Below are 20,959 nucleotides of genomic sequence, written 5' to 3'. Positions count from 1 at the left end.
CGAATATGCGCATGGAAAAAATCGAACAATTTGCAGTTCACGGATTAACTATCCGTACAAACAATCATGATGAAATGAAAACGTCTGGCTTAAAAATTGGGGCTCTTTGGCAAGATTTCTACGTTAATGTTGCCCCAAACCTTCAAACTGAATCTGAAGTTTTTGGAATCTATCATCAGTACGAGTCGGATCATCTTGGTGAATTTGATGTAACGGCAGGAGCCACTCATTTAGATGTTCAAAATAAGCTAAGTGATCAAAGTACACTAGAAGTATCTCTAGTCGAATCTGGCGAGTACTTAGTTTTTAGTAACAAGGGAAGCATGCCGAATATGGTCGTCGAACTTTGGCAGCAAATCTGGGTATTCTTTTCTACCGAAGGTTGTGAATATAAGCGAGCGTACCGTACGGATTTTGAAAAGTACAAAAGCGAGGATGAAGTTGAAATTTATATTGGCGTTACCCCAACCACATAAGCCTCTATTCTCTATACTCTGATTTTCTAACACCGCACCAACCTCTGTATTTTCCTTAAAAATATGACGTTGGTGCATGTCCGCTATCTCCGTATGTCAAGGAACTGTGTGCCAATCATGCTGCGTTAAATACAAAGAATTCAATATAGAGTATGATATCCGCTGAATAAGTACTCCTTCTTCTGCTCAATCAATTGGAATTTTTTATGGCATGGATTGTCACCAAGTTTTTCATCACCGCTACCATTATTGTTTTAGTATCTGAGCTCGCAAAGCGTAGCGACAAACTTGGTGCGCTTTTGGCATCTCTTCCCTTAGTGACCGTATTGGCATTAATTTGGCTTCATTTTGAAGGGCAACCGAAAGAAAAGCTCGCCAATCATGCGTTTTACACATTTTGGTATGTTGTGGCCACACTGCCGATGTTTCTAGCCTTCCCTATGCTCATGCAGCGGTTTCACTTTTTCACATCACTTGGAATCGGCATTGTCATCACCCTAGTGTCGTTTGGCATTATTGTCTGGATAGCACGCACTTTCGGCGTAGATTTACTTTAGCTTTCGTTCCTGTAAACAAAGTAAATTGGTGTATCCATATAAAAAGGAGAGCCTGTGCAATATCTTAAGTTACTCATTTTCTCCTTGGCTGTTGGGATCATATTTCAGCAACTCGCCATTCCGCACGGATTGCTTTTAGGAACTTTGTTAGGCGCCGCTATCTTCGTTCGATTTATACCTAACGCCAAGACGAGTAAAAAGGACGGCGTGTTCCTTCAGTTGGTACTAGGTTTTTCGGCAGGATTTCAACTCGTTGAGTATTCACTAGCGCAATTTTTAAACCTACTGCCCAGCCTTTTTGTTCTTTTAGCTTGTCTAATTGTTCAAGTCGGGGTGGGTTATTGGTGGCTCCGAAAACGCGAAAAGTGGTCAAAGTTGGACAGCATACTTGCTGCATACCCAGGGGCAATGGCCGCCGTATTGGATGTGATAGACAAAAACAATGCCTCAGCCAGCGTCATATTTGTTCATTTATTTAGACTGGTATTGCTGACTGTCTTCGCCAGCTTCTTTATTCCAGATGGATATGATTCTTTAGAAGAGGTACCACTGCTCTATTCTTTTGAATCTATTAGCACTTTTGTACTTCTTGCGGTCATTTCGATGATTTCCGGTCGTTGGCTTGAAAAATGGAACGTACCTGCCCCTTATCTATTAACAACAATGTTTTCTTGCCTAATTTTTTCGCCAGTTCTTCCTATCGAAAATCTCTTGGTACCGAGTTGGCTTATGGACGCTGCAATTGTTGTTCTTGGTCTTTTAATAGGATCACGTTTTGGCGGGATAACTGGAAGTGATGCATTAAAATATACGAGGGCGGGATCTATCTGTTTTGTGCTAGTCCTTGCTATCACCGCCCTCTTTACGGTTTTATCGGTGTCAATATTTGATGTATCACTAACTTCCGTTGCGCTCGCCTATGCACCGGGAGCACTGGAAAGCGTTGTCGTTGTTGCGCTAGCTAATGGCTTTGACGTGATGTTTATAATACTGCACCACGTCATACGCTTGAGTGTGCTTCAACTGGCTCCTGCTGTTTACGTTTTGTTCAAAAAACTCAATTCATAACCGCCAAGTACAAAACGAGAAATGGGGCAATTAGCCCAAGAAACGCAGCAATTCCAAAATAGTAAAAATACGCAAAGTTCATAATAGCCATCCTTTAAAACGAGAGGTTTCTTTCGTATCGCCCAACAATAAAGGCGACATAACCCACTTTGAATACACCAGCAAACACGATAGTTCCGATATGAGCGATTGCCTGCTGAATAATGCTGAATCGGTCCGCTAAGGGAAATCTGATTAACAACGTAGCAGTCATCACCAACAAAGAAACGACCATAACCGTACCACCAATTTCACTGACTCTCTTAAAATCCATACCAGAACATCTCATAACATGCATTTCAAATACATGTTATGAGATGTTCTTAAATTAGTCAATAGTCAGCAAGTTGTATTCCCCCAAAAAGGCATAAAAAAACCCTTAAACACTAGGTGTCTAAGGGTTTTCGGAAAATATTATTTCGCTTACTTTCGCTGACGCTGCTGCTCTTTACGCGAGATTTTTTCTTGTCGGCGCTGAGCAATCACTTTGTCGGCTTCACCACCTACGTGAGTTTCTCCACGCTTAATGGCAAGTTGGACTTGTTTTTCACGCTCGCGAAAACGTGCTTTTTGTTCTTCTGAATGTTTGTCGATACATTTAGGGCAGCTTACCCCTTTTTCGAACGCAGCGGATGCCATATCTTGCTCTGTGATTGGTAAACGACAAGCGTTACACATCTCATAGCCGCTTTTTTCAAGCTGATGATTTACCGCAACTCGCCCATCAAAAACATAACAGTCACCTTCCCACATGCTTTCTTCTTCAGGCACTTCTTCAAGGTATTTTAAAATGCCACCTTCTAAGTGATAAACCTCATCAAAACCCTGCTCTTTCATATAAGCAGTCGATTTTTCACATCGAATGCCACCAGTACAGAACATTGCCACTTTCTTGTGTTTCTCTGGGTCCATATTTTGAGCAACGTACTCAGGGAATTCGCGAAAGGTATCTGTTTTAGGGTTCACAGCATTTTGGAATGTACCGATTTCAATTTCATAGTCGTTGCGGGTATCGACAACAAAAACTTCAGGATCAGCAATAAGATCGTTCCAGTCTTGAGGCTTAACATAGGTGCCAACAACATGACGAGGATCGATACCTTCGACACCGAGTGTCACTATCTCTTTTTTGAGTTTTACTTTTGTGCGATTGAAAGGCTGGACTGCATCAAAAGATTCTTTGTAGACAATCTCAGCTAAACGAGGATCTTGCTTAAACCATTCAAGAAGCGCGTCGATGCCTTCTCTCTTAGAGGCAACTGTGCCGTTTATGCCTTCTTCTGCAAGCAATAACGTTCCGCGAACTTCGTGCTTTTCCATCAAAGCTTTTAAAGGGTCTCGGAGTTCTACATAATTTTCTAGACGCACAAATTTATACAGAGCGCATACTACGTACTCAGCCATTTTTTTTCCTTCTAGCGAGCTGGATCGTAAATCCAGAGCTGTTGATTACGATATGATTCAAAATCGCATCACCTCTTTTGGCGTAGTGACAATCAAAAGAGAGCGATTCGAGACGCAGGAGTATAGCTGAGAGCGCTTTTCACAAACACGGACAAGTTATATGGATATTTTTATAAACAATATCTGTTCGCTCAATAACTCGAAATTCAGTGGCGCGAAATGGAGTAATATAGAAGTTCATTAAAGTCATAGAAATGTGCGTCGGGCTCTGGTTGCATCCCGAGCTTTTCTATTACTTTTATAGAGGGGTAGTTTTCGTTTACAGCGACACCATAAATCTTGCTCAACTTACTGGTTTGAAAAGTAAAATCTAAACATGCACGCGCCGCTTCTTGAGCCACACCGTGACCTTGAGCCTCGGGAAGAATGGCATACCGAACCTCAAAAACGTTAGGTTCAGGAGATTCTTCCACTCCAACATAACCCAACTTCTTACTGCGATCCGATTTTTGACAAACAGTAAAAGTACCAAAGCCATGTTTTAGCCAATGTGCCTCGCGATTTTTTATGTTCGTTTGAATTTGGTTATCTGTGTAAGGTTTACCAGATGGTAAATAGCGCGTCACTATGGCACTGGAAAGCAGTTCTTTATAGATATCCAAATCACTGTGTGATGTTGGCACAAGGATAAGGTGTTCCGTTTCTACCATAAGATTTCCTTTAGATAAGCATGAGCGCGAAGTGGTGAGAGGCAACATTGTATTGTTGCAATTAAAACTATAGCAAAGCTCAGTCATTACACGCTTCGATCTTCAACTGGCTATCGAGAAAACTCTTTGAATTTTCTCTCGAAGTATACTTGCTGGTGAACAAGAGGTTGGTTTTCAAAGAGAAAGAGAGTAGATATTGCGATCAAAAAGACATTTTTGAATAACCTAAACGTTCCTTTGGCTATCTTTTCTACTGTCGACTTTTCAATGATCCCCGCCTTAACCAAAGCAAAAAGCACCACCCATTTCAGTAATGAAAATAACGTAATCATACGTCTGAATCACCTCAGTTGTTAACAATGGCTCTTCCTTGATTACTTACCAGTTTTCAATTGCGAAGCTTCATTTTACGGAAAAATTACAGGATCGCATTCCATTTACGCTGTGAGCGGTGGAATTATACATAAGTTTTATGAGAAATCACGCATATATTCGAGCTAAATGAAAGGTTATTACCGCTCCGGAAAAAGAGCTTTAACGACAGAAAACACTCCGGTTTCTACATGTTGTTTAGCTCGCTAATTTACAAAGAAAAAGGACGCCAAAGCGCCCTAATTTCCACAGATATTCTGACAAATCAACTCACTTTGAATCGACCGACAACATCTCCTAGACTGTTAGACGTCCCACTCAACTCTTCATTGATGGTAAGTGTATCGGATGCATTGTCATTTAGTTGATGAACAATATCCTGTATCGCAACCATGTTCTTGCTAACCTCATCCGTAACTTGGCTTTGTTCTTTCGCCGCCGTTGCTACGAGTGCATTAATTTCATTAATTTCCACAACGGAATCCGTAACAAGGTTCAAGGATTCCATGACTTCGTTAGTGCTTTGCGCGGTTTCTTCACAACTTGAACGGGTCGATTCCATAGCGGTAACAACATTATCAGTCGCACTTCGAAGCTTGCCTAGCATTTCATTAATTTGCGATGTGCTCTCTTGTGTTCTGGCCGCCAGTGCACGGACTTCATCCGCTACAACAGCGAAGCCACGCCCCTGCTCGCCTGCTCGTGCTGCCTCAATAGCTGCATTAAGAGCTAGTAAATTCGTTTGCTCCGCTATGTCTCCAATCACCTGAAGAACTGAATTAATTTGGTCTGTATCATGGCTCATTGTACTAATGGACGTCGACATAGAGCCGACTTCATTAATTAACGCAGATACGTTTTCTACGGCTTGCTGTACCGTTTTCTTCGATGTATTGGCGTTCATATTGGTGATATCGGTAAGTTCTGCGGCTTTTACTGCACTGTCTGTAATTGCATCTGCCGTCGCGCTCATTTCACTTATTGCACTGATCGCTTGCTCAGTTTCTTGCGTGTGTCCGTCTAGCGTACTCAAGTTCGATTGAGATTGATGGCTGAGTTTTTCAATCGCTTTATCTATATTTTTTGTGGACGTGGAAACGTCGATAAAGTTCTCTTGTAACTTTTCAATAAACATATTAATTGAAGAAGATATGTTTCCAATTTCATCTTTAGACTTCACAGTAAGGCGTTGAGTTAAATCTCCGGTCCCGTTAGATAATTCTGCCACCATGTTCTTCAATGACAGTAATGGTCTAAATGCTTGGTGAAGCATTAAGGTACTAAATGCGATAACAATGAGACCAATTAGCACCAGAACTATAGTTATCTCATTATTAAGAGTGGCAGTATTATCCCTTATGCTTTGAAGGTCGACATAGCTGTTCAGAGACCAATTTATCCCATCCATTTCAATGGTTGAGCTTAAGGTTTTCAAGTCGCCGCTAATTTTGTCTGAATATATTGTCTGATTTGAGGATGAAATTAGTTCAATATAACTTCCATCCACAGAATACTTTTTTATAATTTCCGAAAATATTGCTAAATCGACAGTATAAAAGTCAGCGGAACCTCCATCTCTATTTACAGAAATAGTTGAGTATAATTTTCCATCTATCAATTCAGCTTTGCTCACATCCACAATACGCGATTCCATTGCGCGAGCTAAGTTAATGTATTTGTCTCTCTCTTCGCCTTCTAGCCGCCCTGTGTCACCAACAGCTATAACACCAGAAACCACTTTTACTACCTTAACAAACATGGTGGATTCTTTAACTTCTTCAGGCGTGTCTATCATCATATTGGAACTGACGGCTAACGAAACTACATTCTTCATTTCATCGGCAATACGCTCATTGAGCAACTTTGTATTATGCTCAATTTTCTGGACATCCGACTTATAAATATACTCGCTGATATAGTAATTAACACTAAAATAAGAAGTAACAATAGTGATTAATACTGAAAGAGAAATCAGAATTATCACTTTTAATTTAAAGCTTAGCCTGCCCATAATATATAGTCCCTAATATATTTACCCAAAAATGAAACCAAGGAGTAATATAAACTGGTTTCATATATACAAAAATATTAATAATTTGATTACATTAACACAAAGAAAGACAATAAATGTGCTATCGCTCACAGCTCAATAAATATTCAAACTAATTACATATTAACTGTCTTTTAAATTTTATTATAAAGTGCACTTTCTTTACTGATTCTAGTGAAAGCACGACATATATAATGGAATACTTTCCCAATAGACTTTTTTTATTCAAATCATAAAGTGTCATAAATTTGATCAAATTCTTTATTGAATCGCTCACATTTATGTGAGCATATACGAATTTAATTAAGGCTTAATTTTTTTAAAAAAAAATGAAGCCAAAGGTCGAGCTTTCAAATAAACAACATGAGCCCTCAATGAAAACCCTGCTTTAACTCTGTTTGCTATAATTTTAAGATTCCATCTAACCTTGTTTGCAACCACACTCTCGCACGCTAGATAAAAATATTTTTAATGGATGAAAGATTTTTTTCGTTATCCGGATCTATTAAATCAATACACTTTATGAGGAAACATCAATGGCAAATCCAATCAAGATCACATTATACCGCTGGGGTGGTAGTTGGGGTCCATTTAAGGTGAACATTCCTTGTGGAGAATGCACACTAACTAAAGATATTCTTCAAGACACCTTTGAAAACGAATTGGATGGTATTCCCATTGATTTGGAAATAAAAGACTGGTTATCACATTGGTGGGAGCCGCTAAAATATGGCGCTTTTCACGCTCCGATTCTGGTGGTGGAAGGCAAAGTAGTTAGCCAAGGTGAAGCATTGAACCGAGGCGTTTTAGTCCAATCGGTTATTCAACAGTGGGCAAAACGCAGTAATCTTGTGGGAAACATTGTGTACGGGAAAGCAACATGCCCTTACTGTGTCAAAGCAAAGCGCTTGTTAGATGAATTAGGCATAAACTACGAATATCACGATGTCGTCAAAGACAGCTCTGCTCTCTATCGGATGATTCCAGAAGTGAAAGCCATCATTGGCGAAAAAACGCCAGTCACCGTGCCTCAAATTTGGCTAGACGGTAATTATGTTGGTGGTTTTGACAAGCTTGAAGAGCATATTGGAACAAATGGATTGCGCCCAGTTCCGGACAATGTGGTAGAGATGGAATCGAAAAACGCAAGTTAACTCGTTAATACCCAAGTCGCTTGGGTGCAAAAAGAAAAAGCCCAATTTTATGATTGGGCATTTGATTCGTTCCTTCGATCATCATAATTTCCCTTACTTTGTTTTTTTAACCTTCGAAGCCAACCGGCGAAATAAAGAAGGTCTTTCGATTTTTGAAGATGGCTGCCCATAGAGCTTCTCTTCCACCATCTTCTTAGCCATTTGGTTGGCAACGTATACCGATCCTAAATCTAATCCCATTTTGAGCACCCCTATAACGTGAACTGAGTCGCAGTTTACTCTTTACCGGATCAGAATCAACATCTAGATCACATTTTTATTGCAACAAAAGTAAATCGATGATCATAAAGGACGAATGTGCTTAGCCTCGCTTAGGTTGCTGATAAGTCTTACCTGCTGCTTGATATGTATCTCGCTCTTTAATTTCAAACATACTAAAGAAGAACCAAGCGACAAATTTTATTATGTCATCTCCTTCATTCATCACGTGCTCTACAAACTCTTGTTCTTCGCCTTGCTCATTTTCTTGAAGTGTAACGTGATAAATTCGAGATTCACCTTCCACTTCTGCTAGCGCAAACTGACCAGAGAGAGATTCAGCAGCATCTGCAACTTCTTTTTCTTCAGAGATTTTCAACAATTCCAGCGCTTTTGGAAGCGATTCTTGCGTGCATAGGGATTTTACTAGGGCTTCAAACTCTTGTTGTTGCATTCTTCTTTTACCTTGTATGGGAAAGGGCGTATTTTATACCCATGTGGCGATTCGAGGAATCATTAAGTGCAGAATTACGATTTGTTTGAAGAAGAAACAGGAAAATGGCTAACCTTCCAAAATAGCTTAATTTACTGGGACGCAAACTTTCTTACTGAGTCATATGCCAATAGTTTATTTCAAAAGCTCACCGATACTCTTCCTTGGCAACAAGAATCTATCAATATGTTTGGAAGAAAAGTACTGCAACCTCGCCTGCAAGCTTGGCATGGCAACGCTTCCTATACTTATTCAGGGTTAACGATGCATCCTCACCCATGGACAGAGGAGCTTCGAGCTTTAGAGAAAAGGTGTGCAGAACTATCCGGTCAACGCTTCAATTCCGTTCTCGCAAACATGTACCGTGACGGCAATGACTCTATGGGGTGGCATCAAGATAATGAACCGGAACTTGGACCTAACCCCATTATTGCTTCGCTATCGCTTGGCGAACCTAGACGCTTCGTCCTCAAACATAAAAATTCTAATGAGAAACAAGAATTTACACTCGGGCACGGAGCCCTGCTTATTATGGCAGGAGAAACACAGCAATACTGGTATCACGCCATTCCCAAAACGAAAAAAGCTGTAAACCCCCGTATTAACCTTACATTTAGGCATATTATTGAAAAATAAGTTTTTTTACCTAATCAATGTAAATACTCATTATGAAAAAAGTACGGAACTCGGTGATACTGCGTCAAGAATTCACAATAATTTAACTGAGCCACTTATTAAATAAATTAGCATATGCAAATATAGGTTTATTATCTCCAATCGGTGTTGCAATTTTCATGTTGGTTAGACTTACACACATACAGGCTTTGCTTGTTATTTTTACGACTTGCTTAGGTAGTTTAGGCTCTTGGTTTGCCTATAGCATAGCCGCGACCGTAGAAAAGCAAAATGTTGAAACAAGCCTTTATGAAATCGCCTATACACAAGCATTAAAAGCGCAATATTTACTTGATGACGTATCGGGTTTACTTGAATCATATGGTGCATTGTTTTCTGCTTCCGAACAGGTTTCTCGCGATGAGTTCGCAAGTTTTTCTGATGTCATGCTCCGTTCACAGTACAACATACTCGCCATACAGTGGGCACCGAAGATCCACCAAACTGAACGTACATTGGTCGAGTATCACTTAAAACAAGAAGGCTATGCCCCGACGGGTTTTTTCACCACTAATTCAGAAGCATCTAAAACACTTTCGGTTCCCAAGAACCCCGTTTATTTTCCTATTATGTTTACAGAACCTCTACAACCGAACAAAGATGCCATTGGTTTAGAGTTAACACAAAGACCATTCAACCAACAGGCAATTAGAAAGTCCGCTCTTGATAAGCGAGTTCACGCCACCAGCCCATTTTCCACCGTGCAAGATCCTGATGGACCACTCGCGACAGCGATTTATTTTCCTGTATTTGATGAACACGAAAGGCATAACGCCATTAACGAGAAGTACTTCCCACCAGATGATCTTAAAGGCTATGTGATCATGCTCCTTAAACCGGAAAGGTTACTACTGAGCAATTTGGCGAACCGAGAACATATTCACTTTATTCTTAGCGATGTTACGAGAGAAAGTCATCTCCGTATTTTCCCTCAGTATCTAGCAGATCCTGACGGACACCTTTCGTATAGTTTCCCTCTCACTTTGCCAGGAAGAACGTGGCAACTTGATATTCATTTTACCCAAACGATGCCAATTCTTTGGATCCCTTATTTGGTTCTCTTTGCGTTCTCAGCTCTCACTTTTGTTATTCTGAGTGCCATGGTTTATAGCTTCTACAAAACGTCCGTCATTTCCGATACCAATGAACAACTCCGACGACAAAAAGAAGTGCTCCAAGATTTAGCGATGAAAGATCCTTTAACTGGATTAGTCAATCGTCTAAGTCTGCAACAGCAAGTCGCAAGCTTAAACCTATCGGATGATCAGCTCACTGCACTCTGCCTACTTGACCTTGACAACTTCAAACACATCAATGACCAATTTGGGCATCAGCAAGGAGACAAATTCCTCAAGCAAATAGCTGGCGTCATCAGCGAGCACTTTGATGGTATCGGCATAACATCCCGCCTTGGTGGGGATGAGTTTGTGTTTATGTTGACTGAGTTAGATTCCATTAGTCAGGTTGGTGAAATACTGCAGGATTTACTGATTAAAATTGAACATGCGTGTTCATGTGGCGAACACAGGTGCGAAGAGCATCCCGTCTCAGCAAGTATTGGGGTAGTTATGACTAGGGGAAAAATTAACGAATTTGAGCAGACACTTAACCAAGCGGATAACGCAATGTACATGGCGAAACGCAATGGTAAAAATCAATTCTATATATGCTCAGAACTGTAATTGACGCCTTATTTTCACGTCAAATATCTGCTCACACTTAAACCAATATCGTTTAACTCAATAATAAGTATTGCCAAAAAAAAGAAAACCCCAACACAAATGTGTTGGGGTTAAATCATTTTTCTGGCAGCGTTCCAGCTACTTAACGCATCCTGCGTTGATAATCCATAAATGTTGCAACTTCCTGCTGCCTGTCCTTTACGCGCCTTCCGAAGCGGTGTCCTTGCGAATCCTTCCTTTCCTCATTCCTAGAGGAAAACCTAATCCTTAGGTGTTATCCAATCCGTCCCTGCGCGTCCTTTACAACAATCCTTTGCGCTTCAATCCTTCAAAGCATTGTCCTTGTTAAGCTGTGCCCTTGCTTATACTTCCTTATCACCCTTTCCTTAGGGTAACGTCGTATCCTGTCGACATGGATAATATTAGTTCTAGATAACGGCTTTTTGACTATATATTTTAAAAAACCTTTTGATAACCATAAAATAACAACCAATTTTTTATATGACATTCAATAGGATAAGGCATGTCTAATATAATGACGTATCAAAAAATATCATGATTTCCTACAGTATTTGTGAGAGATTTCTTACATCAAGTTTCCGATTTTTATTATCATGTTCCTTACGTCATATTGCGTTCGCTCACAAAAATAATCATGTTGTCTGTTTTTAATGATATTCCTCAGCTAGTAGGCTTGCTTGCGTTTCTTTTCGGCTCTGCGGCTTTTGCCCATAAATGCAGCTATCGAATGCGTGTTCACCTTTCATTATTCCAAATATTACTCGTTCTTCATTTTGTTTTAATGGGGGCAATAACGGCTGCCACCATATGTGCAGTAAGCGTATTAAGAATCTATTTCTCTACTAAAACTCAATCTTCCTACCTAATGTGGTTTTTTATCGCATTAATATGGGTTTTAGGGCTGCTTAACGCATCTGAACCCCACCAATTCCTTACTTTACTTAGCACATCGGTTGCAACGTGGGGTATGTACAAGTTGGAAGGGCTTGCCATGCGCGCTACCGTGCTTCTCAATACACTTTGTTGGTTACTGCATAACATTGTGCTGGGCTCTATTGGAGGCGTGCTAATGGAAAGTACCTTTGCGATCATTAACGCCATCACCATCTTCAGGCTATATCGCAGCCAACACGCGACGTTATGACCTTTGTATAAGTGATTTGATTCGCAATTTACTATATGGTCAACAAATCCTCGGCAGACATCATTGCAATATTGCGATGGTCTGTACAACTCTTCGAACTCTCACAAGGAAAGTGAATGAAAGCCGTTTTATGGATGATGGGAACACTCGCCTCGTTTACGTTTATGGCGATCACAGCAAGAGAATTGGGTGATAACTACACGCCTTTTCAATTGGTGTTTACTCGCAGCGTAGTTGGACTGGTGCTTGTCTCTATATTGTTGGCTTATTTTGGTCAGTTTCATCTGGTCAAATCCCCTAAAATGCATATACATGTGGGGAGAAACCTTATTAACTTTGTTGGTCAGTATTCTTGGTTTTTAGGGATTTCACTTCTGCCTTTGGCCAATGTATTTGCGCTCGAATTTACTGTGCCATTATGGACACTTCTCATCGCTTGTTGGTTTCTAAACGAAGCATTCACTAAAACAAAAGTAATTTCTTTGTTCCTTGGATTCATTGGTGTTCTTGTCATTGTAAAACCTGGCGCTGATATATTCGACCCTGCTTCTTTCGTCGTCATCTTAGCGGCAATCAGCTTTTCAACTGCGTATGTGTGTACAAAATACTTGGCAGAAACCGAACCGCCTTTAGTCATTATTTTCCTAATGTGCCTAATTCAATTACCCATTGGATTCGCTTTTTCTTATCAAGATTGGCAAGTACCTACAGGTATAGAGTGGTTTTATTTATTCGTCGTAGGAGTATGTGGATTAACTGCTCACTTCTGTATTGCAAGAGCTATGCTCTACGCTGACGCTGGTGTGGTGGTGTCGCTCGATTTTTTCCGCTTGCCCATTATCGCAGTGGTTGGTATGTGGCTTTACAACGAAGCGTTAGATTGGTGGGTTCTACTCGGTGGGATTTTGATGCTCACAGGAAATATCATTAACCTGAACGCTCAGAGAAAACCCTCCCAACATTCTAAAGTTACTGAAGGCGGATAATCCCTTGGACCGAGCTCAGATTAAGTATGGCGAATCGTTTGCTTTTGCGAGAGATCAATAAGAGATGCGTTTGCAGATGATCAATTCAGAAACTAGGAATAGAATATCGCCTTATTCTCTCCTTGTTTTGGTTTCAGTATGCTTACTAAGCTCCCTCGCTGGGTTGAATACGGTGCATTTTGTCTTGCAGGAATTGCTGGGATCGTTAATGCAATAGGTTTACTAGGATTTCAGCACCAGTCCGTTTCACATCTTTCTGGAACCATCACACTGCTTGGAGCAGGCTTACTTTCTCCTGATTCTCAGCTGATTCATATCATCTTTATTCTTCTTAGCTTTATGGCTGGTTCCGCCATTAGCGGTTATATCATCCAAAGTACAGCGCTAAAACTTGGACGGCATTACGGTACGGCTTTGATTCTCGAAAGCGTATTGCTAACAGCGGCCGGAATTACGTTAACCCGAGGTTCGATTTCCGGACATTATTTGGCTTCAGCTGCATGCGGATTGCAAAATGCAATGGTAACGACTTACAGCGGCGCCGTCGTAAGGACAACTCACATGACCGGGATCATCACAGATTTAGGAATAATGTTCGGAGCCTATTTGCGAGGAGAGCACGCCGACAAAAGAAAAGTGAGTTTGCTCTTAGCTGTCGTAGCAGGGTTTGTGTTAGGGGGATTTGTTGGGGCTTATCTCTACCACTTGTGGCAATTCAAGGCACTGTTAATACCCGCACTATTGGCGTTTTTCGCAGCACTAGCGTATTCAATGACGCTGACGTTAAAAAATAGAGCCTAGTTTCGTTAGCATCGCCGACAATAAAAAAACCTGATCCATTTAGCCATTGCGAGCGTATCAGGTTTCGATCTTTATTTGTTTTTTTGCCACATGGACTCGTTAGTGTATCCCACTTGTCTTTGTGGCATTTTTTTTAAATATACCCAAATGATCTCAAGATACTTGGGTATAACCATATCGGGTTTAGCAATCTCGGGTATAACTACAAGTATTCACACAAGTAAGCTGTAATTTGCTCCACTTTTACGTCGAAATGTGAATTACCAGGAACGTTAAACGACTCACCAGAGGCGTATGTCTCCCATGCTTCTGCACCTTTGAGTCTAATGGTTAGATCGCCTTTTACAACGGTCATTTTTTCAGGTGCATTTGTACCAAATGTGTATTCACCCACAGCCATAACGCCTACGCTCACTTCTTGTTCTGACTGAACGAACGCTAAAGACTTAACCCCACCTTCGAAATAGGTATTTTCGGTAATCATTTTTCTTCCTTGTGATTGAATTACCTTTTGTTTTTACCCCGTTCTGTAAAAATGTGCAAGCCTCATTATGATGAGAATTTGTCGAACGCCTCCATAACAGCAGACGACTTCATTACTCGACCATGACCTTGGCCTTCGGTCGTAATTAGCTCGACGTTATCACCTTCTTTACCCGCTTCTTCAGAAACCGAATAAGACGTAAATTTATCGTCTTTATCGTGAACAATAATGCACTTTGATTTCCGCTCCATCAGACGGCGGTAGGGATCAACCGACTTCAGTGGAAATTCATATTGGCGTTCCACTTCCCCTACCACTTCTTTAAATAGTTTCATGGAGTACCCAGAGCGACGAATACTCGAGAACAAGTTTTCAATGTAATTCAGCACAGGAGCGATCAAGATGATCGGGCAGTTTTCGGCTTTTTGATGTCGGCTTTCTAATACTGACGCTGTTCCCATGCTATGACCAATAATACCGGCTAAGTCATCGACACTATCTAAAACGGCATCTAAACCCTCCACAAACGCTGGAATATGTCCTACATCCCCATCACTTTCTCCATGTGCTGGGTGATCATAAGCCAAGGCACGATAACCTTTGGAAGCAATGTGCTCCATTAACGGGTAAAACTGGTTTGAACTCCCCGACCAACCATGAGTGAGTACCCATACTGGTCCCTCACCTAATGAGAACGTAGAAAGTGCACCATGGCTCGTTTGGACAGACCCTTTTACCAACTCTTTAGGTGCCATATTTTTTGGTGTTAGACGTGCAGGAGTCAGCAATAGTTTTCTCCCGGTCTTTAAGGCATGTTTGGGCGCTAGTGTATGATGCAAGCGCGTTGTGCAATTCACCAAACTGCGTTTTAAACTGAACTTGTTTGATGCATTGAAGTAAATCTTCTCACTCATGATCGTTACTCTCTTTAAAATAGAACGCTCGTGCTATTTGCATTTAAAAAATGAGCTGATGATACGTATTCACCAGCTTTTATTGTTATGTTGTTTCACTTTCTCTTGGTAGCTTAACGGTTTAAGGCTGTCACAATGGATCGTTAGCGCCAATGCTGGAACAAAAAATCAATGCTCTTCCAAAACCTTTCGCGGCTTTCATCCTCACCATCAATGGCATAGAACAACTGGCTACTTAAATACACGCCGTAAATCTGATATACCGCTTGCTTGGTATCCAAAGCCATCGAAAAAACCCCTGTATGTTTGGCTTTTTCTATCTGGATTTCCATATAACGGATCCACTTATTATTCCCTTTGATCAAGCTTTGCTGCACAGTATTGTCTTCATCTGTATCACTGCGCCACGCATCAAGGAACATACAGCTGCCTTGAAAAGAGTGGTTCCAATTTAACCAATTTTCTAATAGCAACCTGATTTTGGATTCAAGATCATTAGAAAATTGGTCACGTGCTGGCTGCAATACTCGCTCAATGAATTTCAGGTTGGCATACTCAACGACCATAACCTGAAGATTTTCCTTCGAGTTAAAATGGGCGTAAAGTCCACTTTTTGATAAACCACAATGCCGCGCTAACACACCAAATGTCAGGCTTTCAAGCCCATCTTGGCTTGCCACATTAAAAGCCGTTTTCAAAATGTTCTCTTTTGTTGCCTTGCCTTTGTTCATTAAACACTCTGTTTAACTGAGATTGACTGACCGCTATTTAAATCGAATCTAGTCAACTCTGCAACTCGCATTATATTAATAGCACAGTCGTTCTTTTTTGCAATCTTTGATTTTGTGCCATAAGACACATCACGCGAGTAGAGTTCGCTTGGGCATAATGGATTTTCATGACACCATATACCCAAGTAACCTCAAGATGCTAGGTTCAGCGGCTTCCCACTCACGACACAGGTTTCTTCATGCTAGAACAGCTCGCCTTTTCCTTTAGTATTACAGGACCTATCTGTTTGATGTTGGTACTGGGTGTCTTTTTAAAACGAACAAACGTGCTCAATGAGAGCTTTATAGATACAGGATCAAAGCTGGTGTTTAAAGTGACATTACCAGCCCTGCTGTTTCTTAGCATTGTTCAATCTGATTATGATTTAAAAAGCAGCCTTCCTTTTGTGATGTACGGGCTTGCTGCCAACTTGACTTTCTTCATAATCTCGGTGGTTTCTACCAAAACGTTTTTCCCATCTTCAAGCGATCAAGGCGTTATTATTCAAGGAGGGTTTCGTGCAAATACCGCGATTATAGGGCTAGCCTACACTGCAAACCTATATGGAGAACAAGGTGTTGCAAGTGCTGCTCTCTACGTTGCTGCAACCACGGTGCTTTATAATATTCTTGCCGTAATAGCGTTAAGCCCGAAGCAGCAATCATCACATTTAAAAGCATTGACTTTGATCGGTAAAACGATCACCAAGAACCCTTTAATTATTGCTATCTCACTAGGGTTTGCTTGCTACGGGTTATCCGTCCCCATTCCGCAAATAGTGACTCACGCAGGAGGGTACTTCGCGGATATGACGCTGCCCCTTGCTCTTCTATGTACAGGTGCATCACTGAACCTTCGTTCCTTAAAACAAGAAAAAAACAGTGCTTGGTTTGCTACAACGTTAAAACTCATTTTTTGTCCTCTTGTTATTGTGGGTGGCGGTGTTTTAATGGGCTACAGAGGATTAGAACTCGGACTGCTGTTCACTATGACGGCATCTCCTACAGCAGCGGTAAGTTATGTTATGGCTCGCTCGATGGGTGGAAATCCAACACTGGCAGCAAACGTTATTGCATTAACTACCGTCGTATCACTGTTAACGTGCTCACTCGGGATAGCATTTCTGTCTAGCTTTAACCTTATTTAGGTGATGCCCTAGTTAGAAGGTCATCCAAATTAGATTAAAAACTCTTAATCTTACCCTTAAGAATTCATGACACACCTCAACATAAAACATTGAATTAAAAGATAAACTGCCTTCTTGAATTTTTATTCTCTGTGAGCCCTACATGCCTTCTAACCATACCAATAAAATCGCCAGCTTAGAGCTCGGCCGCGTTATCGCTATGTTTGCTATTATGCTATTGCATAGCCAAGTATTAACTCATTCCTCTTTAAGTAGTGAGATGCAGTGGGTTGGGTACGTTCTAAACCAGTTAACACGGTTTGCAGTGCCTTTGTTTTTCTTAATATCTGGGTATCTTATCCAGCCCAAGCTTAGTGCTAATCCGCTTTCTACACTAAAACATTACAGCATTCCTTTGCTAAAAATATGGTTAGTTTGGAGTGTTATTTGCCTACTTATGCCGTTTAACTGGTATCAGTTTTTAACGGAAGGTTTCATTGCCGAAAGAAGTGGCTACTGGAATTGGTTGCTCCAAAACCCAATAAACACACTATTCGAGGGTGGTTTAGTGCATTTGTGGTTTATTCCTGGCTTACTGTGTGCCGTAGCTATTATTGCTCTAGGCGTTCATTTTAAGCTGTCTAAAGGCTTGGTCATTGTCGCTGGAAGCCTTTATGTCTACGGAGTACTAGCAGGAAGCTACAACGTGCTAACTGATTGGGAAGCCCCTATCTTTACTCGAAACGGTCCTTTCTTCAGCACACTAATGGTGCTAATAGGGTTCGAAATACGTCGATTAAAGCTCTCAGTGCCTGCGTTGAATGCAACCATTATGGCGTTAATAGGGCTAAGTTTACACTTAGGTGAAGCCGAAATCCTCGCACAATATGGCACTGCCTTTAACAGCCATGACTTTTTAGCCGCGACACCAATTTGGGCTTCTGGCATTCTTTTTCTTTTGTTAGCGAATCCAAACTGGGGAAACAAGCCTTGGGTCTTCAATTTATCTGGCTTGGTTTTAGGTATCTACGTTGCGCATTTGCCTTTGCAAATACTGGTCGACAACGTTGTGAGATTTAATGGATTGGAAGGATATTCAAGAGATATTGCTGTGCTATCTGGGACCTTAATTTCTAGCGTTCTGTTTGTTTGGGGAGTATCGAAAACCCCACTGAAGCGCATTCTATTTCGATAATTTTTATCTAGCGGTTGCCAAATTAACCTCAGCTATGGATGAATAGAATTACCATCTGGCTTGTTTTAGATAAAAAGAGCGCCAATACAACGTATTGGCGCTTACTTAACAAATGGCGGTTTACTCAAAACAAAGAGAAACGTCTATACCAAAGATATAGTTCGAAAAACTATAGATGCATTATCGGGCTTCGCCTTGCCACTTAAAGAAATAAGAACCCGCCAGTAAGAAAACAACGGTCATTAAAGCAAGAGTCACTAAATGCCCCCAGATATCGGCTAACCCAGCGCCATCCAACATTACGGCTCGTGCCGACTCCAGCATATGAGTAAGTGGAAACACTTTAGTCAGCTGCTGAATAAATTCTGGGCTACCTTCCAGCGAAAACCAAACTCCAGATAACATCATCATCGGCCAGGAAATCAGATTAAGCATACCGCCTATAAACTCTTCCGATTCGGATCGGCAAGCGATCAACAACGCCAAAGAAATAATGGAAGAGGTACCAAGGAAAGCCACCAGCAATAGGGTGAAATAATTACCGAGCATATAGAAATCAAACACAAAGTTGCAAGCGACAAAGATCCCAGAACTAATGATCATGACAATCACTAAACGAGACAATACTTGGGCCGATAAGAATTCGATCGCTCTAAGCGGTGTGGCATTCAGCCTTTTTAATACCGAGTTTTTACGGTAGCGCACGATGACATAGCCAACACCAAATAAGCAGGAAAACATCATGTTTACACCGAGGATTCCAGGCACAACCCAATCCAAATAACGTATTGCCTTTCCATCAATGGTGAATTTTACAAAATCAGGTTGCAGCCCAAGAAGTAGCTTTTCAACAATATAGCCGCTCGCAGACGATTGATTGACCCAGTAAGATTTCGCTTTAAAGTCGACTAAAATATCAATCTTATGTTGCTGTAACTTAAGCTCTGCTGTGCTCATATCGGCATACTCAACAAACTCAAGGTGACGTAATTCCTGAAACGGTTGGCTCGTCTCTTGTTCTGTGTTCATCACACCAACTTTATAAAGCACTTTATTGTCATCAGAAAAAACGAACGCAAACCCAACCACCATCAAGATTGGAAAAACGAGGTTCCAACCCAATGCACTTCTGTCTCGCATGAATTCATAATTTCTAGCAACTAAAACAGCCAGGAATCGACTATACATTTTGACTTTCCTCTTCTATCAAAGCATGCCCGGTCAATTTCAAAAATAGATCATCGAGATTTGCGGATTTAACTTGCAGACCTTCCAAAGAAATATTGGAAGCCATTAAGTTAGTCAGTGTATTTTCAACATTTTCAGATTGAATAAAACAACGTCCCTCAGAGTAATGCACAACTTCGCCATTGAGGTGAGCATTGCTAGTTTGAGATTCTGGCAAGCTAATTAACGCCCCAGAGAAATGTTCGTCTAACAAATGGGTAGGTGTATTTTGAGCAATAATGTTTCCTTTATTCATTATCGCTATTTCGTCACACAAATACTCCGCTTCATCCATGTAATGTGTCGTCAATAAAACGGTTTTTCCATTTGCCTTGATGGTATTGACCAAATCCCAGAAAAGTCGACGGCTGTGAGGATCTAGCCCTGTTGTAGGCTCATCGAGAAAAATTAACTCGGGATCGTTTATCAGCGCTAACGCCAGCAACAGTCGCTGTTTTTGACCTCCTGACAGTTTTCGGTGGTCTTGATTTAAAAAGTCACCGAGCTGACACAACGTTACCAATTCATCATAAGGCATAGAATGGCTATAAAAAGACTGGAACATCTTGAGTGTTTCTTTCGCGGTAAGGTAGTCTTGCAGGGCAGTATTTTGAAACTGTATTCCTAGCCGGTGATAAGCTTCTTTTGTTATGGGTTGACCTTTATACAGGATTTGCCCACTTGTCGGTTCCATGATCCCTTCAAGCATCTCCAACGTTGTGGTTTTTCCGGCTCCATTTGGTCCAAGTAATCCAAAGCACGTTCCTTCCTTTACCCCAAAACTCACATCATCTACAGCGACAACTGATTTAAAGCGTTTATGCAGTGACACTGCTTCTAATTGAAATTCCATATCTTTTATCAGCTCTTATCCTTCTATCCAATCACACCATTATACTCAAGTCACCCTAAGATGCAGGAATCAAAGCGCTATCTTTTGTTTCAGTTCAAGGAAAAGGAGCAGCGGAATGACCGACCAATTTCAAATACTTGGAGGTTAAATTGAAAGTCGACAAAAGATTATAGGGTAGCCTTAGCAAGTTCGAATCATTTGAATATAAGATCTATTTTTTATCTTGTGTTATTTAAATCATCACACCGCCAATAATAACAATTTTATAAATAAGCCATATGTGAACTTTAAAGTAAAGAAGTGCATTAGAATCAATCTTAATGATAATTATCATCAATAAATGATTGAAAATTCATCTAAACTCATATTAGTTAACTCTTTTATGCATACTATTTCTAACAAACACTCTCAATAAAAAACCTATAATTTTGTTCATATTTTTTCATATTATCGAAGCAAGCACTTTTATTCGAAGTTAAACCACGTGTAGCTTATTTAA

The 20,959-nt window shown here is 40.7% G+C and carries 22 protein-coding genes; 11 read left to right on the top strand and 11 right to left on the bottom strand.

What is annotated here, in order from left to right; translation table 11 throughout:
* Positions 1–5: 5 nt before the first annotated feature.
* The 3 genes from Q8W40_RS07790 (at position 6) to Q8W40_RS07780 (ending at position 2,101) form a co-directional block, all read left to right on the top strand.
* Complete coding sequence (locus Q8W40_RS07790) at positions 6–476, top strand: GyrI-like domain-containing protein (RefSeq protein WP_305396622.1); 471 nt, start codon at positions 6–8, stop codon at positions 474–476.
* Positions 477–682: 206 nt separating this feature from the next.
* Complete coding sequence (locus tag Q8W40_RS07785; protein WP_305396621.1) at positions 683–1,033, top strand: DUF3147 family protein; 351 nt, start codon at positions 683–685, stop codon at positions 1,031–1,033.
* Between the two features lie 54 nt (positions 1,034–1,087).
* Positions 1,088–2,101 (top strand): AbrB family transcriptional regulator, encoded by a 1,014-nt coding sequence (locus tag Q8W40_RS07780; protein ID WP_305396620.1) that lies wholly within the window; start codon positions 1,088–1,090, stop codon positions 2,099–2,101.
* A 94-nt stretch (positions 2,102–2,195) separates the two neighbouring features.
* On the opposite strand, the gene Q8W40_RS07775 is transcribed toward Q8W40_RS07780, so the two are convergent.
* From Q8W40_RS07775 to Q8W40_RS07760, 4 genes are all read right to left on the bottom strand, one after another.
* Entirely contained in the window at positions 2,196–2,414 is a 219-nt protein-coding gene (locus tag Q8W40_RS07775; RefSeq protein ID WP_305396619.1) for a hypothetical protein, read from the bottom strand.
* 149 nt (positions 2,415–2,563) lie between these two features.
* On the bottom strand, positions 2,564–3,544 hold the full coding sequence (gene trhO / locus Q8W40_RS07770) for an oxygen-dependent tRNA uridine(34) hydroxylase TrhO (RefSeq protein ID WP_305396618.1): 981 nt from the start codon (positions 3,542–3,544) through the stop codon (positions 2,564–2,566).
* 206 nt (positions 3,545–3,750) lie between these two features.
* On the bottom strand, positions 3,751–4,254 hold the full coding sequence (locus Q8W40_RS07765) for a GNAT family N-acetyltransferase (RefSeq protein ID WP_101110041.1): 504 nt from the start codon (positions 4,252–4,254) through the stop codon (positions 3,751–3,753).
* Positions 4,255–4,891: 637 nt separating this feature from the next.
* The gene (locus tag Q8W40_RS07760; protein WP_305396617.1) at positions 4,892–6,637 is read right to left on the bottom strand and encodes a methyl-accepting chemotaxis protein; all 1,746 of its coding nucleotides are present in this window, start codon (positions 6,635–6,637) and stop codon (positions 4,892–4,894) included.
* A gap of 575 nt (positions 6,638–7,212) precedes the next feature.
* Here Q8W40_RS07760 and Q8W40_RS07755 point away from each other — a divergent pair.
* A complete protein-coding gene (locus tag Q8W40_RS07755; protein WP_305396616.1) occupies positions 7,213–7,830 on the top strand; it encodes a glutaredoxin family protein in 618 nt (205 codons plus the stop codon).
* 93 nt (positions 7,831–7,923) lie between these two features.
* On the opposite strand, the gene Q8W40_RS07750 is transcribed toward Q8W40_RS07755, so the two are convergent.
* Together Q8W40_RS07750 and Q8W40_RS07745 are read right to left on the bottom strand one after the other, a co-directional pair.
* On the bottom strand, positions 7,924–8,070 hold the full coding sequence (locus tag Q8W40_RS07750) for a hypothetical protein (protein WP_180958297.1): 147 nt from the start codon (positions 8,068–8,070) through the stop codon (positions 7,924–7,926).
* 121 nt (positions 8,071–8,191) lie between these two features.
* Positions 8,192–8,542, bottom strand: a complete 351-nt coding sequence (locus tag Q8W40_RS07745; protein WP_126608605.1) for a hypothetical protein — start codon at positions 8,540–8,542, stop codon at positions 8,192–8,194.
* A gap of 66 nt (positions 8,543–8,608) precedes the next feature.
* On the opposite strand from Q8W40_RS07745, the gene Q8W40_RS07740 reads away from it, so the two are divergent.
* The 5 genes from Q8W40_RS07740 (at position 8,609) to Q8W40_RS07720 (ending at position 13,890) form a co-directional block, all read left to right on the top strand.
* A complete protein-coding gene (locus tag Q8W40_RS07740; protein WP_370693368.1) occupies positions 8,609–9,217 on the top strand; it encodes an alpha-ketoglutarate-dependent dioxygenase AlkB family protein in 609 nt (202 codons plus the stop codon).
* Positions 9,218–9,375: 158 nt separating this feature from the next.
* On the top strand, positions 9,376–10,938 hold the full coding sequence (locus Q8W40_RS07735) for a diguanylate cyclase (protein ID WP_305396615.1): 1,563 nt from the start codon (positions 9,376–9,378) through the stop codon (positions 10,936–10,938).
* 655 nt (positions 10,939–11,593) lie between these two features.
* Positions 11,594–12,103, top strand: a complete 510-nt coding sequence (locus tag Q8W40_RS07730) for a YgjV family protein (protein ID WP_305396614.1) — start codon at positions 11,594–11,596, stop codon at positions 12,101–12,103.
* Positions 12,104–12,219: 116 nt separating this feature from the next.
* The gene (locus Q8W40_RS07725; protein WP_305396613.1) at positions 12,220–13,089 is read left to right on the top strand and encodes a DMT family transporter; all 870 of its coding nucleotides are present in this window, start codon (positions 12,220–12,222) and stop codon (positions 13,087–13,089) included.
* Positions 13,090–13,227: 138 nt separating this feature from the next.
* The gene (locus Q8W40_RS07720; RefSeq protein WP_305396612.1) at positions 13,228–13,890 is read left to right on the top strand and encodes a YoaK family protein; all 663 of its coding nucleotides are present in this window, start codon (positions 13,228–13,230) and stop codon (positions 13,888–13,890) included.
* A 202-nt stretch (positions 13,891–14,092) separates the two neighbouring features.
* Here Q8W40_RS07720 and ppnP read toward each other — a convergent pair whose 3' ends face one another.
* The 3 genes from ppnP to Q8W40_RS07705 form a co-directional block, all read right to left on the bottom strand.
* Entirely contained in the window at positions 14,093–14,374 is a 282-nt protein-coding gene (gene ppnP / locus Q8W40_RS07715) for a pyrimidine/purine nucleoside phosphorylase (protein WP_104402428.1), read from the bottom strand.
* Positions 14,375–14,439: 65 nt separating this feature from the next.
* Positions 14,440–15,288, bottom strand: coding sequence for an alpha/beta hydrolase (locus Q8W40_RS07710; RefSeq protein WP_305396611.1), 849 nt, complete (start codon positions 15,286–15,288; stop codon positions 14,440–14,442).
* A gap of 143 nt (positions 15,289–15,431) precedes the next feature.
* The gene (locus tag Q8W40_RS07705; protein ID WP_305396610.1) at positions 15,432–16,019 is read right to left on the bottom strand and encodes a TetR/AcrR family transcriptional regulator; all 588 of its coding nucleotides are present in this window, start codon (positions 16,017–16,019) and stop codon (positions 15,432–15,434) included.
* Positions 16,020–16,258: 239 nt separating this feature from the next.
* On the opposite strand from Q8W40_RS07705, the gene Q8W40_RS07700 reads away from it, so the two are divergent.
* Complete coding sequence (locus Q8W40_RS07700) at positions 16,259–17,206, top strand: AEC family transporter (RefSeq protein ID WP_305396609.1); 948 nt, start codon at positions 16,259–16,261, stop codon at positions 17,204–17,206.
* 142 nt (positions 17,207–17,348) lie between these two features.
* Positions 17,349–18,380, top strand: a complete 1,032-nt coding sequence (locus Q8W40_RS07695; RefSeq protein WP_305396608.1) for an acyltransferase — start codon at positions 17,349–17,351, stop codon at positions 18,378–18,380.
* Positions 18,381–18,560: 180 nt separating this feature from the next.
* Here the strand turns inward: Q8W40_RS07695 and Q8W40_RS07690 are convergent, their stop codons facing one another.
* On the bottom strand, positions 18,561–19,568 hold the full coding sequence (locus tag Q8W40_RS07690; RefSeq protein ID WP_305396607.1) for an ABC transporter permease: 1,008 nt from the start codon (positions 19,566–19,568) through the stop codon (positions 18,561–18,563).
* On the bottom strand, positions 19,561–20,460 hold the full coding sequence (locus tag Q8W40_RS07685; protein WP_305396606.1) for an ABC transporter ATP-binding protein: 900 nt from the start codon (positions 20,458–20,460) through the stop codon (positions 19,561–19,563). Before Q8W40_RS07685 ends, Q8W40_RS07690 begins: the two co-directional genes overlap by 8 nt.
* Positions 20,461–20,959 lie beyond the last annotated feature (499 nt).

Source organism: Vibrio penaeicida, assembly GCF_030689305.1.
GTDB classification, from domain to species: Bacteria; Pseudomonadota; Gammaproteobacteria; order Enterobacterales; family Vibrionaceae; genus Vibrio; species Vibrio penaeicida_B.
Note: the sequence above shows the minus strand (reverse complement) of the source record. Positions and strands in the feature narration are given on the sequence as shown.